This is a genomic window from Polynucleobacter sp. TSB-Sco08W16, from assembly GCF_018687455.1.
Classification (GTDB): domain Bacteria; phylum Pseudomonadota; class Gammaproteobacteria; order Burkholderiales; family Burkholderiaceae; genus Polynucleobacter.
In genome coordinates this window covers 1,176,645-1,194,279 of the sequence record NZ_CP061291.1, presented here as the reverse complement: position 1 = coordinate 1,194,279, position 17,635 = coordinate 1,176,645, and the positions used below count along the sequence as shown (strand labels likewise).

Genomic DNA, 17,635 nt, shown 5'->3' with positions numbered 1-17,635 from the left:
CCCTACATCTATAGGGGTAAATACGGTCAAGCAATGTATAATTCGGGGGTCGCTGGAGTGGGGTGCCATATTGACCCTACCTAGCAAATACCTTTGAAATCACTATTGGAGTCTTGCATGGCAATTGAACGCACCCTATCTATTATCAAACCTGATGCTGTAGCTAAAAACGTCATCGGCAAAATCTATGACCGTTTTGAATCTGCTGGTTTGAAGATCGTTGCTTCCAGAATGGCACATTTGTCACAGAATGAAGCTGAGCAGTTTTATGGCGTTCACAAAGATCGTCCTTTCTTCAAGGACTTAGTGAGCTTCATGATTTCTGGTCCAGTCATGATTCAAGTATTGCAAGGCGAAGGCGCTATTGCTAAGAACCGCGATTTGATGGGTGCTACTGATCCGAAAAAAGCAGAAAAAGGCACTATCCGTGCTGACTTTGCTGACAGCATTGATGCAAATGCTGTACATGGTTCTGACGCTCCTGAAACAGCTGCTGTGGAAGTTGCATTCTTCTTCCCTGGCATGAATGTTTTCAATCGTTAATCTATAACCTATTTAATTTATAAGTAGGCGCATTGACCTCCCCGCGCGTAAATCTCTTAGATTTTGACGCTGACCAAATGGCGGCGTATGTCGCGGGGTTGAATGAAAAGCCCTTCAGGGCAAAACAACTCATGCAGTGGATACATCAACGCGGTGTATCTGATATTAACGACATGAGTGATTTAGCAAAAAGCTTTCGAGCCACATTACTGGATAAAGCAGAAGTAGTCTCTCTTCCGGTAATTAAAGATGAGCATGCCAATGACGGCACACGCAAGTGGCTATTGGATGTTGGGGCAGGCAATGCGGTTGAATCCGTATTTATTCCTGAAGATGATCGCGGCACCTTGTGTATCTCTTCTCAGGCAGGTTGTGCAGTCAATTGCCGTTTTTGCTCAACTGGGCATCAAGGTTTCTCGCGTAACCTCACCTCCGGCGAAATCATTGGACAACTCTGGTTTGCCGAGCACCTCTTGCGCAATGATCCGCAAGCGGTTCGTCGTATTGAAAAGTTTCCAACGCCAGGTTGGGAGCACACCGGTCGCGTCATTTCCAATGTGGTGATGATGGGCATGGGCGAGCCATTACTCAATTACGACAACGTCGTATCTGCATTGCGTTTAATGCTTGACGACAGGGCTTATGGTTTATCCCGACGTCGTGTAACCGTCTCAACATCAGGTGTAGTGCCGATGATTGATCGCTTGGCACAAGATTGCCCGGTTGCATTGGCCGTTTCATTGCACGCGCCCAATGATGCATTGCGTGACCAGTTAGTGCCACTCAATCAAAAATATCCATTGCGTGAACTCCTCGACGCCTGTGAACGTTACTTACCATTCGCACCAAGAGACTTTTTAACCTTCGAATATTGCATGCTGGATGGAGTGAATGATTCTGATATCCAAGCAAAAGAATTGGTGCGTTTGCTCAGAAATATCAAATGCAAAATTAACCTCATTCCTTTTAACCCCTTCCCTGAGTCTGGACTGAAGCGTTCATCTGCCCAGCGGGTAAATGCCTTTGCTGGCATTCTGTTAGATGCTGGCATGGTGGCTACTGTGCGTAAGACACGTGGCGATGACATCGCAGCTGCCTGTGGTCAGTTGGCGGGTGATGTTGTGGATCGCACTCGAGTGCGTGAGCGCGCAGTGCACAAGGCTGAGATTGAGGTAATGGAAGAAGAGTCCGATTTGCAGCCCAACGAGCACCCTATTGAGTGGCTCAAAAAGTTAACGTAAAGATTCAATCTCAATTAATAGATCACAATGCGCTCTAATAATTCACTGCCACCACTTCCTTTGGGACCATCTCCCAAGAGAGCAACACGCCAAGCAACGGTTGCCTGGAAAACCAACATCATTACGGTGGGTGGCGATGCACCGGTGCGCGTGCAGTCGATGACCAATACAGATACTGCTGATGCAGTAGGCACAGCGATTCAGGTGAAGGAGTTGGCTCGCGCTGGTTCAGAGATGGTGCGTATTACTGTTAATACGCCTGAAGCTGCTGCAGCAGTTCCTTACATTCGCGAGCAGTTGGATAAGATGGACGTCTTGGTGCCATTGATTGGCGACTTCCATTACAACGGCCACACTTTATTAAATGACTACCCAGAGTGCGCTAAAGCACTCTCAAAGTACCGCATCAATCCAGGTAATGTGGGTAAGGGCGCCAAGCGCGATCCACAGTTTGCTCAGATGATTGAAGCAGCCTGCAAATATGACAAGCCTATTCGTATTGGTGTGAACTGGGGCAGCCTAGATCAAGAGCTCTTAGCATCGATCATGGATGGTAATGCTGCATTAGCAGTTCCAAAGACTGCCCAAGAGGTGATGATTGAAGCGCTGATTCAGTCGGCATTGCAGTCTGCAGAAAAAGCAGTTGAATTGGGTATGAACCCCGATCAAATTTTGCTTTCTTGCAAAGTGAGCAATGTGCAAGACTTGGTTGCGGTATATCGCGATCTCTCACGTCGCTCAGACTATCCATTGCACTTAGGTTTGACTGAGGCCGGTATGGGTAGCAAAGGAATTGTGTCTTCAACAGCGGCAATGGGAATTTTGCTGCAAGAAGGTATTGGCGATACGATTCGGGTTTCTTTAACCCCTGATCCGGGCGCACCTCGCGAGAACGAAGTGATTGTTGCCCAAGAAATTTTGCAAACCATGGGTTTACGTAACTTCACACCCATGGTGATCGCATGCCCTGGTTGCGGAAGAACGACTAGTACAACCTTCCAGGAATTAGCCGCCAATATCCAATCTTATTTGCGCCAGCAAATGCCAATTTGGAAGAAGACTCACCCAGGCGTCGAAAATATGAACGTGGCTGTTATGGGCTGCATCGTCAATGGCCCAGGTGAAAGTAAGCATGCCAATATCGGCATCTCTTTGCCAGGAACCGGGGAAACTCCAGCAGCCCCTGTGTTTGTAGATGGCGTTAAAGTAAAGACATTGCGTGGCGACAATATTGCCCAAGAGTTTCAGGTGATCGTAGATGACTATGTCAAACACAACTACGCTGCCAAGGTTTAACAAGAAGAATAATAAAAATGACTGACCAGAATAAAGAAGCAAAAACGCAAGCTAAAGTCCAAAAAATTAATGGCGTACGCGGCATGAATGATTTATTGCCGGCCGATGCTGCGCAGTGGGCTCACCTTGAACATGTTTTGCGTGATCTAACGCGTGCCTATGGCTATGAGTTTTTGAGAACGCCCATTGTGGAAGCGACAGCAGTGTTTCAGCGCGGCATTGGTGAGGTAACTGATATCGTTGAAAAAGAAATGTATTCCTTTGAGGACCGTTTAAATGGTGAGCAGCTCACATTACGTCCTGAAGGAACTGCTGCATTAGTACGCTCAGTCATTGAAAATAATTTGTTGTACGAAGGACCAAAGCGTCTTTGGTATACCGGTCCTATGTTCCGCCATGAGCGCCCACAGCGTGGTCGCTATCGTCAGTTTCACCAGTTTGGCATTGAAGCACTTGGCTTTGCTGGTCCTGATATCGATGCAGAAATGATTCTCATGGGTCAGCGTCTGTGGGATGAATTAGGTCTCAAGGGTGTACGTCTGGAGATTAATTCATTGGGGCAAGCCAATGAGCGTGCTGAGCACCGCGCTGCCCTAGTAGCTTACTTTGAGAAAAATCAATCTCAATTGGATGAAGATTCTCAGCGTCGCCTATTAACTAATCCCTTGCGCATTTTGGATTCTAAAAACCCAGAGATGCAGGCTTTGATCGAAGGCGCTCCTAAGTTATTGGATTTCTTGGGCGAAGAGTCACTTGCCCATTTCAATGCCGTACAAGCGTTAATCAAGGCAAACAATATTCCCTGCAAGATTAATCCGCGTTTAGTGCGTGGCTTGGATTACTACAATCTGACTGTATTCGAGTGGATTACTGATGAGTTAGGCGCACAGGGCACTATTGCTGGCGGTGGTCGTTATGATCCTTTGATCGAGCGTATGGGCGGTAAGGCGGCTCCTGCTTGTGGTTGGGCTATGGGTATGGAGCGTGTCCTCGAGTTGATGAAGGTTTCTGGATCATTGCCTGAGGCGCAAGCGCAATGCGATATTTTTGTATTGCATCAGGGTGGCGAAACTTTAACTACAGCCATGATCATTGCTGAGCGTTTACGTAGCGCTGGAATCGATACTATCCTTTTCTGCCCCCCAGACGGTCAATCAGCTAGCTTTAAGTCTCAAATGAAGAAGGCTGATGCAAGTGGTGCAGCCTTTGCCGTCATTATTGGACTTGATGAATTGGCTAAAAATGAGGCTGGGCTCAAAGACTTGCGGGGTACAGGCGAGCAGAAGTCCATTCCTCTAGAGGGTGTACTGGAAGCAGTAATTGAGGCTTTAGTGGGCGCCTCCGAATAGAATGGCTTATTGCTAGTTAAATAATCAGTAATTACTTAGCAAATTGACAGAACACATTAACAAAGAAATCAGCTCGGATTGATATGCCTTTAGATCTAGAAGAACAAGAACAATTAGACCAATTCAAAGCGTTTTGGCAAAAGTACCGCAACCTCATTACGGGCGTTGTGACAGTCGCGTTATTCGCTTATGCCGCTTACAGTGGATATCAATGGTGGCGTAACAGCCAAGCACTTGAGGCGTCTAAGTTATACGAGACGATGATCGGCGCAATTGCTAAGGGCGATAAAGAGCAAACCTTGCGCGCTGCAGATGATTTGCAAAAAGATTATGGGCGCACTCCATATGCACCCATGTCTAGTTTGATTGCTGCTCGTATTGCATCGGATGCTGGTGATAGCGCAAAAGCTTTGGATTATTTACGTTGGGCTGCTAAGAACTCTTCAAATGATGGCTACCTTGCTTTGGCCAAGATGCGTTTGGTATCCCAATTGATAGAGCAGGGCACTGAAAAAGATTTTGCAGAAGCGGATCAAATCCTGAAAGATAAGCCAGTTGCTGGTTATGAGGCTTTGTGGCTTGAACGCCGGGGTGATTGGTACTTAGCGCAGAAGAAAAATGCAGAAGCCAAAGCGAGTTATCAAGAGGCTTGGAAAAAGTTGGATCAAGCAAAAGAATTTCCTGAAGAGGCGCGTCGCCTCTTGAAGGTGAAGTTAGATGCTGTTGGAGGAATTGCTCAGTGATGGTTGCAATGAAGAATTCAGTCAAGCGATATGCAAAGCTTATTGGTAGCGTCTTAATGATCGGCGTGGCCGCTGCAGCCTTGGTTGCCTGCTCAGGTAACTCTCGGGTACGCAAGCCGGCTGATTTGGTTCCAGTAACCAATCAATTTGATTTGCAGCCAGTTTGGTCAACCAGCGTTGGCTCGTCTGAAACCTTTAACTTTCACCCTGTAGTAGCCGGAGATGCAGTCTATGCCGCATCGCACCGAGGCAATGTAGCCAAAATTGATTTGGCATCGGGTAATAAAGTTTGGGAAGTATCTGTCCCAGAGCGCCTGGCTATTGGTCCAGGTTCTGATGGCCGCGTTACGGTTGCCGTCAGCATTAAAGGCACGGTATACGCTTATGACGACACAGGCAAGCCCTTGTGGAATGTCAATGTGGGTAGTGAGGTATTGAGTGAGCCAATAGTTGCTGGTGGCATTGTGGTGATTCGTGCATTGGATAACCGCTTTATTGGCTTAGATGCTCAAACTGGTTCACGTAAGTGGATTTATCAGCGCCAACAATCAGCCCTGTCCCTGAGGGTGGGTTATGGCATGTTGGCAATTAATAATGAAGTGATTGTGACTGGCTTTGCTGGTGGTCGCTTTGGCATGATTGCGATTGCGAATGGCGGCTTAATTTGGGAAACGCCAGTATCCTTTCCGAAAGGCTTCTCTGAGATCGAACGCTTAAATGATGTGACTGCTAAGCCAAGCATGGAGGGTGATGTCCTCTGCGCAGTTTCATATCAAGGCCGGATTGGCTGTGGCCAAGCGCGTACCGGCAATCTCTTGTGGTTTAAGGATTATTCAAGCTATACCGGCACTGCCCAAAGTGCTGACTTAGTTTTCTCGGCAAATGAAAAATCGTATGTCACTGCATTTGCTACCAAAGACGGCAATCAAGTTTGGGAAAATACGCAACTGACTTTCCGGGACGTAGGTGAGCCATTAGCTGTTGGCAGAGTGTTGCTCATGGGCGATGCACAAGGGTATGTTCACGCATTTTCACAGGCGAATGGCGAGATGCTCGCGCGTATTCGTCACGACAGTAGTCCAATCTCAGCCGCCCCTATTGCAGTGGGCGGCCTCATCTTGATTCAATCTCAAGGTGGGAAAATCGCGGCGTACAGTCCAAAATGAATCCAGTCATCACTATCGTCGGCCGTCCTAATGTTGGGAAGTCGACACTCTTTAATCGCTTAACGCGTTCACGCGATGCGTTGGTGGCAGACTTTTCTGGCTTAACCAGAGACCGTCACTATGGCAAAGGCCGGATTGGTGAGCGCGCTTTCATTTGCGTGGATACCGGTGGTTTTGAGCCTGTTGCTAAGACCGGCATCGTTGCTGAGATGGCCAAGCAAACTAAACAAGCGGTTGCTGAATCTGACATCGTGATTTTCTTGGTTGATGGTCGCTTGGGTATGGCGCCACAAGATCGAGTGATTGCTGACTTCCTGCGCAAGACGGGTAGACCTATCATCCTGGCTGTTAATAAAACAGAAGGTATGCAAGCAGGAGTTGTTACTGCAGACTTTCATGAGCTCGGTTTAGGTGAACCATTTCCTATTTCTTCTGCCCATGGTGATGGTGTCCGTGGTCTGATCGATGATGCATTGGATTCTTTAGGCATTGCAGAGCCTGAGGAAGATGAATTAGCCAACGATCCTAATCGCCCTATGAAGATTGCGGTCGTGGGGCGTCCAAACGTAGGTAAATCTACCTTGATCAATAAGTTGATCGGTGAAGAGCGTGTGATTGCCTTTGATATGCCAGGCACAACACGCGATGCGATTGAAGTTCCGTTTGAGCGCAATGGTAAGCCATATATTCTGGTTGACACTGCAGGCTTACGTCGTCGCGGTAAAGTATTTGAAGCGATTGAGAAGTTCTCGGTTGTGAAAACTTTGCAAGCAATTGCAGATTGCAATGTCGTTATTCTGATGCTTGATGCACAGCAAGATATTTCTGAGCAAGACGCACACATTGCTGGTTTTATTGTGGAAGCAGGGCGAGCCCTTGTTGTTGCTGTTAATAAATGGGATGGCCTTGACGCTTATGTAAAAGAGCGGGCACGTTTAGAGATTGCACAAAAGCTGCGTTTCCTTGATTTTGCAAACGTACATCCGATTTCTGCAAAAAAAGGTACTGGCCTTAAAGAGTTGTTTAAAGATGTGGATGCTGCTTATGCGGCCGCTATGGCGAAATTGCCAACCCCACGTTTAACCCGAATCTTGCAAGAAGCAATTGAACATCAACAGCCAAAACGCGTTGGTATGGGGCGTCCTAAGCTGCGCTATGCACACCAAGGGGGCATGAACCCGCCAATCGTGGTTATTCATGGAACATCATTGAGTGGTGTTACCGATAGTTACAAGCGCTATCTGGAAGGTCGCTTTAGGGACGTCTTTAAGTTACGCGGGACGCCTTTGCGAATTCAGATGAATACCGCCAAAAACCCCTATGTTGATGAAGATAAGGGCAAAAAGGGCAAAAAACGCTAGATTTCAGATAAGCTTTTGCACTGAGATGTTTTGGGGCTTGATTTTTATAAAATTGAGCCCAATATAGATAGTTCAGTAATTCTGATTTGATTAAATAAAAAGCAAGACTCCCAAAAAAGTAAGTAAGCAAAAAATAAATAAGGAGCAGTATGAGTAATAACAGCCTTAACAAAATTCAATTACTACAGGATCCATTTCTTAATGCGCTACGCAAAGAGCACATTCCTGTTTCTATCTATCTTGTAAATGGTATTAAATTGCAAGGCAATATTGAGTCATTCGATCAATATGTTGTGCTCCTGCGTAATACCGTAACGCAGATGGTCTACAAACATGCAATCTCCACGATCGTTCCGGCTCGTGCGATTGACTTCCGTATAGAAGAAGGCAGCTCTGTATAAAACTGGAGTAGATGCAGCTCGTGCCGTCTTAGTTGGAGTTGATACAGGACGCGAAGATTTTGCAGATAGCATGGCCGAACTTAGCCTTTTGGCTGATAGCGCTGGCTCTATACCCGCAGCTAGTGTCATAGCCCGCAAAGGCAGAACTGATCCCGCTTTATTCATTGGCTCTGGAAAAGCAAATGAGGTAAAGCGCTTGATGGAAGAGCATGATGCAGAGCTCGCCATCTTCAATCATCCCTTATCGCCAACGCAGCAACGTAACTTAGAGCGTCATCTCGGTCGCCATGTCATGGATCGCACGGGATTGATTTTGGATATTTTTAGTCAACGGGCGCAAAGTCATATCGGTAAGACTCAGGTTGAATTGGCACAAGTGCGTTATCGCATGTCACGTTTGGTCAGGGCTTGGAGTCACTTAGAGCGCCAACGAGGCGGTATTGGTGTGCGTGGCGGTCCGGGTGAAACACAGATGGAGCTTGATCGCCGCATGTTGGCGACCAAAGCGAAGCGCCTAGAAAATGAATTAGAAAAACTTCAGCGCCAGCAAAGAACCCAGAGAAGGGCGCGCAATCGCAAGGATGTATTTTCTGTTTCCTTGGTTGGATACACCAATGCGGGTAAATCCACCCTTTTTAATGCGCTAACCAAGGCGGGCACTTATGCCGCTGACCAGCTTTTCGCCACCCTCGATACCACCTCTAGAAAAGTCCATTTAGAGGGGGTGGGGTCGATTGTGGTCTCGGATACTGTGGGGTTTATTCGTGATTTGCCTCACCAGCTAGTAGAGGCCTTTAGGGCGACCCTGGATGAAACCATTCATGCAGACCTGATTTTGCATGTGATTGATGCCTGCAGCCCTGTTGCCAGAGAGCAAAAGGCCGAAGTAGAGGCCGTTTTAGAGGAAATTGGGGCCGATAACATCCCTCGGATTGAGGTAATGAACAAGATTGATCTGATGCCCCAAACCTTTACCCGTGGGGCAGTTTTGGAGCGCGATGCCCAAGGCTTCCCTAGCCAGGTTTTCCTATCCGCCCAGACGGGCTTGGGCCTTGATTTACTGAGGTCAGCCCTGGCGGAATGCTCCCAAATGACTGATAAAATGAGGAGTGAACACAACCGTGCCAAGAAGCAGATGGCTCCGGACGAGTTTTTAGCCCCTTTACCAGAACGACCAGAATCATCCGAATTTAATCCGATTCCCAAACGAAGCTATTTTTCTAATGACGCGTAAATTTTCAGACCTGTTTTCGGTCAATGACCCAGGTTGGGGCAACAGCTCTAACAATGGTTCTAAAGATGCCAAAGATGGGCAGGGAAATGAACAAGCTCCAAAAGTAGACCCAGAACAGAATCAGCCAAATAAGCAACCCACCAAACCCGATGGTCCGCCAGACTTGGATGAGTTGTGGCGCGATTTCAATGACAGAATTGCAGGCATTTTTGGCGGCAAGAAAAAGCCCGGTGTAAATCCAGGTCCAACTGCTAACAAACCTAACAGCACAGATATTCCTCCGCCATCGCAACGTGGTGGTAACGGTAATGGCTGTGGCTCCACTGGACCCAATTTCAATTTCCCCAACCCATTCGCCTCTAAGGGTGGTCCATTTGCAATAGCCTGTGTCGCATTCTTTATTTGGGTATGTAGCGGCTTCTTCATTATTCAAGAGGGTCAAGCTGGAGTTGTGCTGACCTTTGGCAAGTACGACTACACCGCTAAGCCTGGTATTAACTGGCACTTGCCATGGCCGATTCAGTCTGCCGAAACAGTCAATCTTTCTGGCGTTCGCTCAGTAGAGGTGGGGCGTCCAGTGCTGATCAAGGCTACCAATCAAAAAGATTCTTCAATGTTGACAGAAGATGAAAACATTATTGATGTGCGCTTTGCTGTTCAGTATCGCCTTAAAGATCCAACTGACTATCTATTTAATAATCGTGATCCTGATGCTGCAGTCGTTCAGGCAGCAGAAACTGCTGTCCGTGAAATTGTTGCGCGTAGCAAGATGGATACCGTTCTGTACGAAGGGCGCGAGAAGATCGGTGTTGACCTAGCGGCCTCCATTCAGAAAATCTTGGATAGTTACAAGACTGGCATTTACGTTACCAGCGTCACAGTGCAAAACGTGCAACCACCAGAGCAAGTCCAAGCTGCCTTTGATGATGCTGTAAAGGCAGGTCAAGATCAGGAGCGCTTAAAAAGTGAAGGTCAGGCTTATGCCAACGACATTATTCCTCGCGCAAAAGGAACGGCAGCACGCTTAATTCAGGAGGCTGAGGGCTATAAGGCTCGTGTTGTGGCTACTGCCGAAGGTGATGCTGGCCGCTTTAAGCAAATCTTGGTGGAGTATTCCAAGGCACCACAGGTAACGCGCGATCGTATGTACATCGACACAATGCGTGAGATGTACAACAACGTCACTAAGATTTTAGTTGATACCACTAAGAGCAATAGCCTTTTGTATCTGCCCCTCGATAAGATCATCGCGCAAGTAAGCGCCGAAAGTACTCAAGCTGCAACTGGACAGGCATCACAGGCAAATCAAGGCAATACGGCTACTCCAACTGGTTCAGTAACGGTTGGTGGTGCTACCGGAGTCAATACTCCTGCACCAACAAGTGCCAATGCCACATCTGTACCGGCTGCAAGCGCTGGGGATAAAGCGCTTGATAAGCGTGATGGTTTGCGCAGCCGCGATCGGGATTCACGCTAATGAATGCTAATCGCTTAATTGCTGCGGCTATTGCGTTTATTGCGCTGATCTATGTGCTCTCTTCGAGTATCTTTATTGTTGATCAGCGTAAGTTCGCTGTCGTTTTTTCTTTTGGTCAGATCGTACGCGTCATTGAAAAACCCGGCCTACAGATAAAGTACCCAGCTCCATTTGAAAGCGTGCGCTTCTTTGATCGCCGCATTCTGACGATTGATAATCCAGAGGCCGAGCGTTTCATTACTGCTGAGAAAAAGAATCTCCTCGTTGATTCTTATGTGAAATGGCGCATTGTTGATCCTCGTAAATTCTTTATAAGCTTCAAGGGTGATGAACGTCTGGCCGAAGATCGCTTAACCCAATTAGTTCGCTCTGCATTGAATGAGGAATTTACTAAACGTACTGTACGTGAGTTAATTTCAGATCAGCGTGAGCAGGTCATGCAGGGTATTCGCACCAAGGTTGCTGATGATGCATCTGATATTGGTGTGGAGATTGTGGATGTTCGTCTGAAGCGTGTTGACTTGCTAGCTGAAATTAGCGATTCGGTTTATCGCCGTATGGAAGCAGAGCGTAAGCGAGTCGCAAATGAGTTGCGTTCAATGGGCGCAGCTGAATCAGACAAAATTCGTGCGAATGCTGAGCGACAGCGCGATACGATTTTGGCTGAAGCATATCGTGATGCACAAAAGATCAAGGGAGCGGGCGATGCTAAGGCAACCGCCCTCTACGCAGAAGCTTTTGGACGTGATCCTGCGTTTGCACAGTTCTATCAGAGTCTGGAGGCTTACCGGAACTCTTTCAAGGACAAGAAGGACGTGATGGTGGTGGAGCCTAATGGCGAGTTCTTCAAGTTTCTGCACAAAAAATAAGAAAGCGAATAATCCAAATCATGAATCGTTGGTTACTTCCTGAAGATATTGCAGACGTTTTGCCGGCTGAGGCTCGCAAGGTAGAGACTTTGCGTCGCGCCATCTTGGATTTGTATCAGTCCTATGGTTACGAGCTTGTAGCCCCTCCAATTCTGGAGTTTTTGGACTCCTTATTGACTGGTACCGGTTCTGATCTCAATCTTCAAACTTTCAAATTAGTGGATCAGTTATCTGGCCGTACTTTAGGTCTGCGTGCTGATATCACTCCCCAGGTGGCGCGTATCGATGCACACTTGTTAAATCGCGCGGGTGTTACCCGTCTTTGCTATGCAGGTTCTGTTGCGCATGCCCGCACACCAGTAGGTAGTTCCTCGCGTGAGCAATTGCAATTGGGTGCAGAGATTTATGGAAGCGCTAATTGGGAGGCGGACTTTGAGGCCATCACTTTATTGCTTAAAACGCTCGAGCTTGCTGGTCTGAAGAAGGTTTATCTTGATTTGTCACACGCTGGCATTTTGACTGGCATCGTAGCTGACCAGAAGTTAGATAAAGAAACCATAGAATCCTTGTATGGACTTTTACAAAGCAAAGATCGTCCACGCCTAAAGCAGTGGGCTACTTGTCTGCCTCTAATAGTAGCTGATGCGCTGATTGCATTGACAGAGCTCAATGGGCCATGTGCAGAAGTATTGGCGCAGGCTAAAAAAGTGTTACCTAAGCATGCCGCTATTGATCAGGCCTTGGCGGATTTAGAGCGTATTGTGTCTGCAGCAAATGCCAATGGTGGTTTAGAGCTCAGTATTGATTTAGCGGATTTGCGTGGCTACCAGTATCACAGCGGTGTGATGTTTGCTGCCTACGTAGATGGTCTGCCACAGCCAATCGCTAGAGGCGGTCGCTATGATCAGGTTGGTCAAGCATTCGGACGCTCGCGTCCCGCTACTGGATTTTCATTAGACCTGCTGACACTAGCTAGCCTGTCACCTTTAAATGTTCGTAAGCTCGCCATTCTTGCTCCTTGGGTTCAGGATGCTGCATTAGAAAAGGCTATTGCTGAGCTACGCAGTCGTGGCGAAGTCGTTATTCAGGTTCTTGCTGGTGAATCCGTCGAAGCCGCCAAATATGAATGTAATCGAGAGCTAGTAAAGCAGGGCAGTTCTTGGGAAGTAAAGAAGAAGTAAAGAAGTAAGCTGAACTATCAACCTATTTTGTAATTATCTTTTTGGATTTCAATATGTCTTCAAAGCAGCAAGCACCAGGTCGTAACGTAGTTGTCATTGGCACCCAATGGGGTGATGAAGGCAAAGGTAAAGTGGTTGATTGGTTGACCGATCATGCTCAAGCAGTGGTTCGCTTTCAGGGTGGACACAATGCAGGCCACACTCTGATTATTGGCGATAAGAAAACGATTTTGCGTTTGATCCCCTCCGGAATCATGCACAAAGAGGTGATCTGCTATATCGGTAATGGAGTCGTACTCTCACCAGAAGCTCTCTTTAAAGAAATCGGCGAGCTCGAAGCAGCCGGTTTAGACGTGCAATCTCGTTTGAAGATCTCAGAGGCAACCACTTTGATTCTGCCGTATCACGTAGCAATTGATCATGCGCGCGAGAAAAAACGTGGAGAAGCAAAGATTGGTACAACTGGTCGTGGTATCGGCCCAGCCTACGAAGATAAAGTAGCTCGTCGTGCGCTACGAGTACAAGATTTATTCTACCCAGAGAAGTTTGCAGCGCAATTGCGTGAGAACTTGGAATACCACAACTTCATGCTCACACATTATTACGGTGCTGAGCCAGTGAATTATGAAAAGACACTTGCTGAGGCAATGTCTTATGCGGAACGATTGAAGCCTATGGTAGTAGATGTTTCTAGTGCTTTATATGCTGCTGAACAAGCTGGACAAAATCTCTTGTTTGAAGGTGCACAAGGAACATTGCTCGATATCGATCATGGTACCTATCCTTATGTAACATCTAGCAACTGCGTGGCGGGTAATGCTGCTGCAGGCTCCGGCGTCGGGCCTGATTCATTGCAATACATCTTGGGTATTACTAAGGCCTATTGCACTCGCGTTGGTGCAGGCCCATTCCCAAGCGAGTTGTATGACCATGACAACCCAGCAAGACAAGATCCTATTGGTGTGCGTCTTGCTGAAGTTGGCAAAGAGTTTGGCTCAGTAACAGGGCGTCCGCGTCGTACTGGTTGGTTGGATGCTGCTGCATTGAAGCGCTCAATCCAAATCAATGGATTGTCAGGTCTTTGCATTACCAAATTGGATGTGCTCGACGGCCTCGAAACTATTCGTTTATGTGTTGGCTATAACTTAGATGGCAAGAAATTAGACGTATTACCGCGCGGTGCAGAGTCGGTAGCCCGTTGTGAGCCAATTTATGAAGATTTTCCAGGTTGGAAGGGCACCACTTTCGGGATTCGCGAATGGGCTAAATTGCCTACAGAAGCCCAGAATTTCCTGCGTCGCATCGAAGAGGTGGCTGGTAAGCCGATCGCCATGGTCTCTACGGGCCCAGAGCGTGATGAGACCATCCTTCTTCAGCACCCTTTCCAGGATTGATGGAAAATATTCGATTCAGTAACACAGTAAGCAACCCATTTATTAACTTTTGTATCAGACACTAAGGTTTTCAACATGACTGCACGTACTACCTGCAATAGCCTTCAAGTAGCAACTCCTCTATATCGCTTCATCGAAGACAAAGTGCTTCCAGGAACTGGTATCAAGAGCGCTGACTTTTGGAAGGGCTTCGACGAAATCGTTAAAGACTTAACCCCTAAAAATGAAGCATTGCTTGCTAAACGCGATCGCATTCAGGTTGATCTAGATAAATGGCATCAAGCTAATCCAGGTCCAATCAAAGATATGCCAGCCTATCGTAAGTTTCTTAAGGAAATTGATTATCTTGATGATGTTCCGGGTAAGGTGGCGGGTACTACTAAGAATGTTGATGATGAATTGGCATTGCAAGCAGGTCCTCAGTTAGTTGTTCCGGTTCTCAACGCTCGTTACGCGCTCAATGCTGCAAATGCACGTTGGGGCTCTTTGTATGACGCCCTCTATGGAACAGACGTTTTATCTGAAGAAGATGGCGCTACGAAAGCGGGTGCATACAACCCAATTCGCGGTGCAAAAGTCGTTGCGTTTGCGCGTAATTTCTTAGATCAAGCTGCACCTTTAGCTAAGGGTTCGCATAAAGATTCAGTAGCGTATTCGGTGGATGGCAACAAATTGTCCGTGAAGCTCAAAGACGGTAGCGTCACTGGCTTGGCTGACGAAAAGCAATTCGTTGGATATCAAGGTGATGCAGCAGCGCCTAGCTCTGTGCTCTTGCGTAACAACGGTGTGCATATTGATATCGAAATTAATAAGAGCAAAACGATTGGTGCTGGCGATCCTGCAGGCATTAACGATGTAGTACTCGAGGCAGCGCTTTCTACGATTTTGGATCTAGAAGATTCTATCGCTGCAGTTGATGGTGACGACAAGGTTCTCGCTTATGAGAACTGGCTTGGTATCTTGAAGGGCGCCTTGGTTGAGGAAGTAGAAAAGGGTGGCAAAACCTTTACTCGCGCTCTAAATCCAGATCGTAAATACAAAGCCGGTATTGGCGCAGTAGATGCAAAAGATGGTGTAGTGACTTTGCATGGCCGTTCACTCTTGTTCCTTCGTAACGTTGGCCACTTAATGACCAACCCAGCCATTATTACCGGCGATGGCAAAGAGATTTACGAAGGTATCTTGGATGCTGTAGTGACTGTGTTGATTGCCTTGTATGACATCAATCGTCCCGCAACCCAGGCTATCGGCAATACTCGCAAAGGTTCTGTCTACATCGTGAAGCCAAAAATGCACAGCCCAGAAGAAGTGGCTTTTGCAGGCGAGCTGTTTGGTCGTGTTGAGAAATTGCTTGGTCTGCCAGCAGACACTGTAAAGCTAGGCATCATGGATGAAGAGCGTCGTATGAGCGCTAACATCAAAGCAGCGATTGCAGCAGCAGGAGCACGTGTTGCCTTCATTAACACCGGCTTCTTAGATCGTACTGGGGATGAAATGCACACCTCTATGTACGCAGGTCCAATGATCCGTAAAGGGGATATGAAAACCAGCAAATGGTTATCTGCCTATGAGCGTCGTAACGTCTTTGCAGGTTTGGATTGTGGCTTGCGTGGTCGCGCTCAAATCGGTAAGGGTATGTGGGCAATGCCAGATTTGATGAAGGCCATGCTTGAGCAAAAGATTGTTCATCCGAAAGCAGGCGCTAATACTGCTTGGGTACCGTCACCAACAGCGGCAACCTTGCATGCACTTCACTATCATCAGGTAAACGTAGCTGAGATCCAAAAAGAAATGGAAAAGCTCGATACCGCTGCTGAAGCCGAAGCCTTGATCAATGATTTACTTACGATCCCAGTAGCTGAGAAGCCAAATTGGTCCAAAGAAGAGATTCAGCAAGAGTTGGACAACAACTGCCAAGGTATCTTAGGTTATGTAGTTCGCTGGATTGACCAAGGTGTTGGTTGCTCTAAGGTGCCTGATATTCATAACGTCGGTCTGATGGAAGACCGTGCAACATTGCGTATTTCTAGCCAGCATATTGCTAACTGGTTATTGCATGGCGTGGTAACTGCAGACCAGGTAAATGAAACTTTGCAGCGTATGGCTAAGGTAGTAGACGGTCAGAATGCTGGAGATGCTTTGTATAAGCCAATGATGCCAAACTACCAAGACTCATTTGCTTATAAAGCAGCCAGCGATTTGATCTTCAAGGGTCTCGAACAGCCAAATGGCTACACAGAGCCTTTGTTGCATGCATGGCGTTTAGAAGTGAAGAAGGCTCAGGCTAAATAATTCACGTCTAACGGTAAAAAATGAAATGGATTTGCCGCAAGGCAAGTCCATTTTTATTTGCAGCTAATAATCAATCAAATTGTTTAGTATCTTCAAACTCTTTTCTAAGGCACATCAGACCTTTCCATTTGAATTTCATGATGGCGGTAGAGATGCGGCTGGGTTTAAGGGCGGGGCAGGCGATTGTGTTGTGAGATCAATTGCAATTGCTGCCAACTTGCCTTACATGCAGGTCTATGAAGATCTACGCGAGGCTAATGAGCGTTATGCGCAGGAGCGGGATAACAAGCTTTCCCGTCATCTCACCCTTACAGGCCCATCCCCGCGCAATGGCAACCATCGGAACGTCTTTCATGATTACATTCTGAAACAGGGCTTTGAGTGGGTACCAACGATGAAGGTGGGTGCTGGCTGCCAAGTTCATCTTAGGCCTGATGAGTTACCTGTCGGAACGTTGATTGTGAAGGTTTCTAAGCACCTGACTGCGGTGATTGATGGAGTCATGTATGACACCCATGATCCCTCGCGGGGAGGAAGTCGTTGTGTTTACGGTTACTACCTCAAGAATCGCCAAGATCCCTGCGGCCATATTTGAGATTCCAGGCTGCTTTATAAGCATCCGTCATGCCAATCATGACGGATGTTGTCCAAGCTAAAGAAAATAAACCTGTAAACGCTATAAAGAAGGCAAGACTTTTCCAGCCAGTAGGTAGTACATCGGACACAAAGCCGACGGTGGTATAGCAACTGCCTGCAAACAGCAAGGCTTGCAAACCATCATCCATTAAACCGAGTCCAAGCAGGAAGAAGCACCATAAGATGATTTCACAAATATGGACTAAAGCGATAAAGAAGAATGAGGCATAGAAGTGCATGAAGACGCGGTTGTATTGACCTAAGCCAAGATTTTTCTGGGTCTTAAGTTCAAAGCGCATGATGATGTGATTAATCAGGCTGCCATGAAAAATCAGAATAGCAATCAGACCCAACATCCCAAAGAAAATATCGGTTACCAGTGGGATAAATTGAAGCCCTAGAACAGAGGGTTGGGCTATTGAAGCTGGCAGAGTCGGAAGAATGGGCATGAG

General features: G+C 47.1%; 16 protein-coding genes. 15 read left to right on the top strand and 1 reads right to left on the bottom strand.

Features of this window, described 5'->3' with window-relative positions:
* The first annotated feature begins 117 nt into the window (after window positions 1-117).
* From ndk to FD961_RS05835, 15 genes are all read left to right on the top strand, one after another.
* On the top strand, window positions 118-543 hold the full coding sequence (gene ndk, locus FD961_RS05905) for a nucleoside-diphosphate kinase (RefSeq protein ID WP_068321117.1): 426 nt from the start codon (window positions 118-120) through the stop codon (window positions 541-543).
* Between the two features lie 77 nt (window positions 544-620).
* The gene (rlmN, locus tag FD961_RS05900; RefSeq protein WP_071465928.1) at window positions 621-1,784 is read left to right on the top strand and encodes a 23S rRNA (adenine(2503)-C(2))-methyltransferase RlmN; all 1,164 of its coding nucleotides are present in this window, start codon (window positions 621-623) and stop codon (window positions 1,782-1,784) included.
* 27 nt (window positions 1,785-1,811) lie between these two features.
* Window positions 1,812-3,080, top strand: coding sequence for a flavodoxin-dependent (E)-4-hydroxy-3-methylbut-2-enyl-diphosphate synthase (ispG, locus tag FD961_RS05895; protein ID WP_215393063.1), 1,269 nt, complete (start codon window positions 1,812-1,814; stop codon window positions 3,078-3,080).
* 17 nt (window positions 3,081-3,097) lie between these two features.
* Window positions 3,098-4,429: a histidine--tRNA ligase gene (hisS, locus tag FD961_RS05890; RefSeq protein WP_215393062.1), complete on the top strand. Its 1,332-nt coding sequence runs from the start codon at window positions 3,098-3,100 to the stop codon at window positions 4,427-4,429.
* Between the two features lie 83 nt (window positions 4,430-4,512).
* Entirely contained in the window at window positions 4,513-5,172 is a 660-nt protein-coding gene (locus FD961_RS05885) for a tetratricopeptide repeat protein (protein WP_215393061.1), read from the top strand.
* Window positions 5,172-6,338: an outer membrane protein assembly factor BamB gene (gene bamB, locus FD961_RS05880; protein WP_251371354.1), complete on the top strand. Its 1,167-nt coding sequence runs from the start codon at window positions 5,172-5,174 to the stop codon at window positions 6,336-6,338. Before FD961_RS05885 ends, bamB begins: the two co-directional genes overlap by 1 nt.
* Window positions 6,335-7,699: a ribosome biogenesis GTPase Der gene (gene der, locus FD961_RS05875; RefSeq protein WP_071465499.1), complete on the top strand. Its 1,365-nt coding sequence runs from the start codon at window positions 6,335-6,337 to the stop codon at window positions 7,697-7,699. Before bamB ends, der begins: the two co-directional genes overlap by 4 nt.
* 149 nt (window positions 7,700-7,848) lie before the next feature.
* Complete coding sequence (gene hfq / locus FD961_RS05870; RefSeq protein ID WP_071465500.1) at window positions 7,849-8,100, top strand: RNA chaperone Hfq; 252 nt, start codon at window positions 7,849-7,851, stop codon at window positions 8,098-8,100.
* Entirely contained in the window at window positions 8,093-9,334 is a 1,242-nt protein-coding gene (gene hflX / locus FD961_RS05865) for a GTPase HflX (RefSeq protein ID WP_215394374.1), read from the top strand. Before hfq ends, hflX begins: the two co-directional genes overlap by 8 nt.
* Window positions 9,324-10,811 (top strand): FtsH protease activity modulator HflK, encoded by a 1,488-nt coding sequence (hflK, locus tag FD961_RS05860; protein ID WP_215393060.1) that lies wholly within the window; start codon window positions 9,324-9,326, stop codon window positions 10,809-10,811. The genes hflX and hflK overlap by 11 nt, the downstream gene beginning before the upstream one ends.
* Window positions 10,811-11,680: a protease modulator HflC gene (hflC, locus tag FD961_RS05855; protein WP_215393059.1), complete on the top strand. Its 870-nt coding sequence runs from the start codon at window positions 10,811-10,813 to the stop codon at window positions 11,678-11,680. The genes hflK and hflC overlap by 1 nt, the downstream gene beginning before the upstream one ends.
* A gap of 20 nt (window positions 11,681-11,700) precedes the next feature.
* A complete protein-coding gene (locus tag FD961_RS05850; protein ID WP_215393058.1) occupies window positions 11,701-12,861 on the top strand; it encodes an ATP phosphoribosyltransferase regulatory subunit in 1,161 nt (386 codons plus the stop codon).
* A gap of 53 nt (window positions 12,862-12,914) precedes the next feature.
* A complete protein-coding gene (locus FD961_RS05845) occupies window positions 12,915-14,255 on the top strand; it encodes an adenylosuccinate synthase (protein WP_215393057.1) in 1,341 nt (446 codons plus the stop codon).
* Between the two features lie 75 nt (window positions 14,256-14,330).
* On the top strand, window positions 14,331-16,547 hold the full coding sequence (locus FD961_RS05840) for a malate synthase G (RefSeq protein ID WP_215393056.1): 2,217 nt from the start codon (window positions 14,331-14,333) through the stop codon (window positions 16,545-16,547).
* Between the two features lie 79 nt (window positions 16,548-16,626).
* Window positions 16,627-17,142 carry a hypothetical protein gene (locus FD961_RS05835; RefSeq protein WP_215393055.1) on the top strand — a complete coding sequence of 172 codons (516 nt, stop codon included), beginning with the start codon at window positions 16,627-16,629 and terminating at the stop codon, window positions 17,140-17,142.
* Here the strand turns inward: FD961_RS05835 and FD961_RS05830 are convergent.
* Window positions 17,108-17,632, bottom strand: a complete 525-nt coding sequence (locus tag FD961_RS05830; protein ID WP_071465507.1) for a hypothetical protein — start codon at window positions 17,630-17,632, stop codon at window positions 17,108-17,110. The genes FD961_RS05835 and FD961_RS05830 overlap by 35 nt on opposite strands.
* Window positions 17,633-17,635 lie beyond the last annotated feature (3 nt).

Excerpts from the sequence above, each read along its gene's own strand:
- der (WP_071465499.1), top strand. The coding sequence starts at position 6,335 with ATGAATCCAGTCATCACTATCGTCGGCCGTCCTAATGTTGGGAAGTCG.
- ndk (WP_068321117.1), top strand. The coding sequence starts at position 118 with ATGGCAATTGAACGCACCCTATCTATTATCAAACCTGATGCTGTAGCT.
- FD961_RS05850 (WP_215393058.1), top strand. The coding sequence starts at position 11,701 with ATGAATCGTTGGTTACTTCCTGAAGATATTGCAGACGTTTTGCCGGCT.
- FD961_RS05830 (WP_071465507.1), bottom strand. The coding sequence starts at position 17,632 with ATGCCCATTCTTCCGACTCTGCCAGCTTCAATAGCCCAACCCTCTGTT.
- hfq (WP_071465500.1), top strand. The coding sequence starts at position 7,849 with ATGAGTAATAACAGCCTTAACAAAATTCAATTACTACAGGATCCATTT.
- FD961_RS05840 (WP_215393056.1), top strand. The coding sequence starts at position 14,331 with ATGACTGCACGTACTACCTGCAATAGCCTTCAAGTAGCAACTCCTCTA.
- FD961_RS05885 (WP_215393061.1), top strand. The coding sequence starts at position 4,513 with ATGCCTTTAGATCTAGAAGAACAAGAACAATTAGACCAATTCAAAGCG.
- FD961_RS05845 (WP_215393057.1), top strand. The coding sequence starts at position 12,915 with ATGTCTTCAAAGCAGCAAGCACCAGGTCGTAACGTAGTTGTCATTGGC.
- bamB (WP_251371354.1), top strand. The coding sequence starts at position 5,172 with ATGGTTGCAATGAAGAATTCAGTCAAGCGATATGCAAAGCTTATTGGT.
- hisS (WP_215393062.1), top strand. The coding sequence starts at position 3,098 with ATGACTGACCAGAATAAAGAAGCAAAAACGCAAGCTAAAGTCCAAAAA.
- hflC (WP_215393059.1), top strand. The coding sequence starts at position 10,811 with ATGAATGCTAATCGCTTAATTGCTGCGGCTATTGCGTTTATTGCGCTG.
- rlmN (WP_071465928.1), top strand. The coding sequence starts at position 621 with ATGGCGGCGTATGTCGCGGGGTTGAATGAAAAGCCCTTCAGGGCAAAA.
- ispG (WP_215393063.1), top strand. The coding sequence starts at position 1,812 with ATGCGCTCTAATAATTCACTGCCACCACTTCCTTTGGGACCATCTCCC.
- hflK (WP_215393060.1), top strand. The coding sequence starts at position 9,324 with ATGACGCGTAAATTTTCAGACCTGTTTTCGGTCAATGACCCAGGTTGG.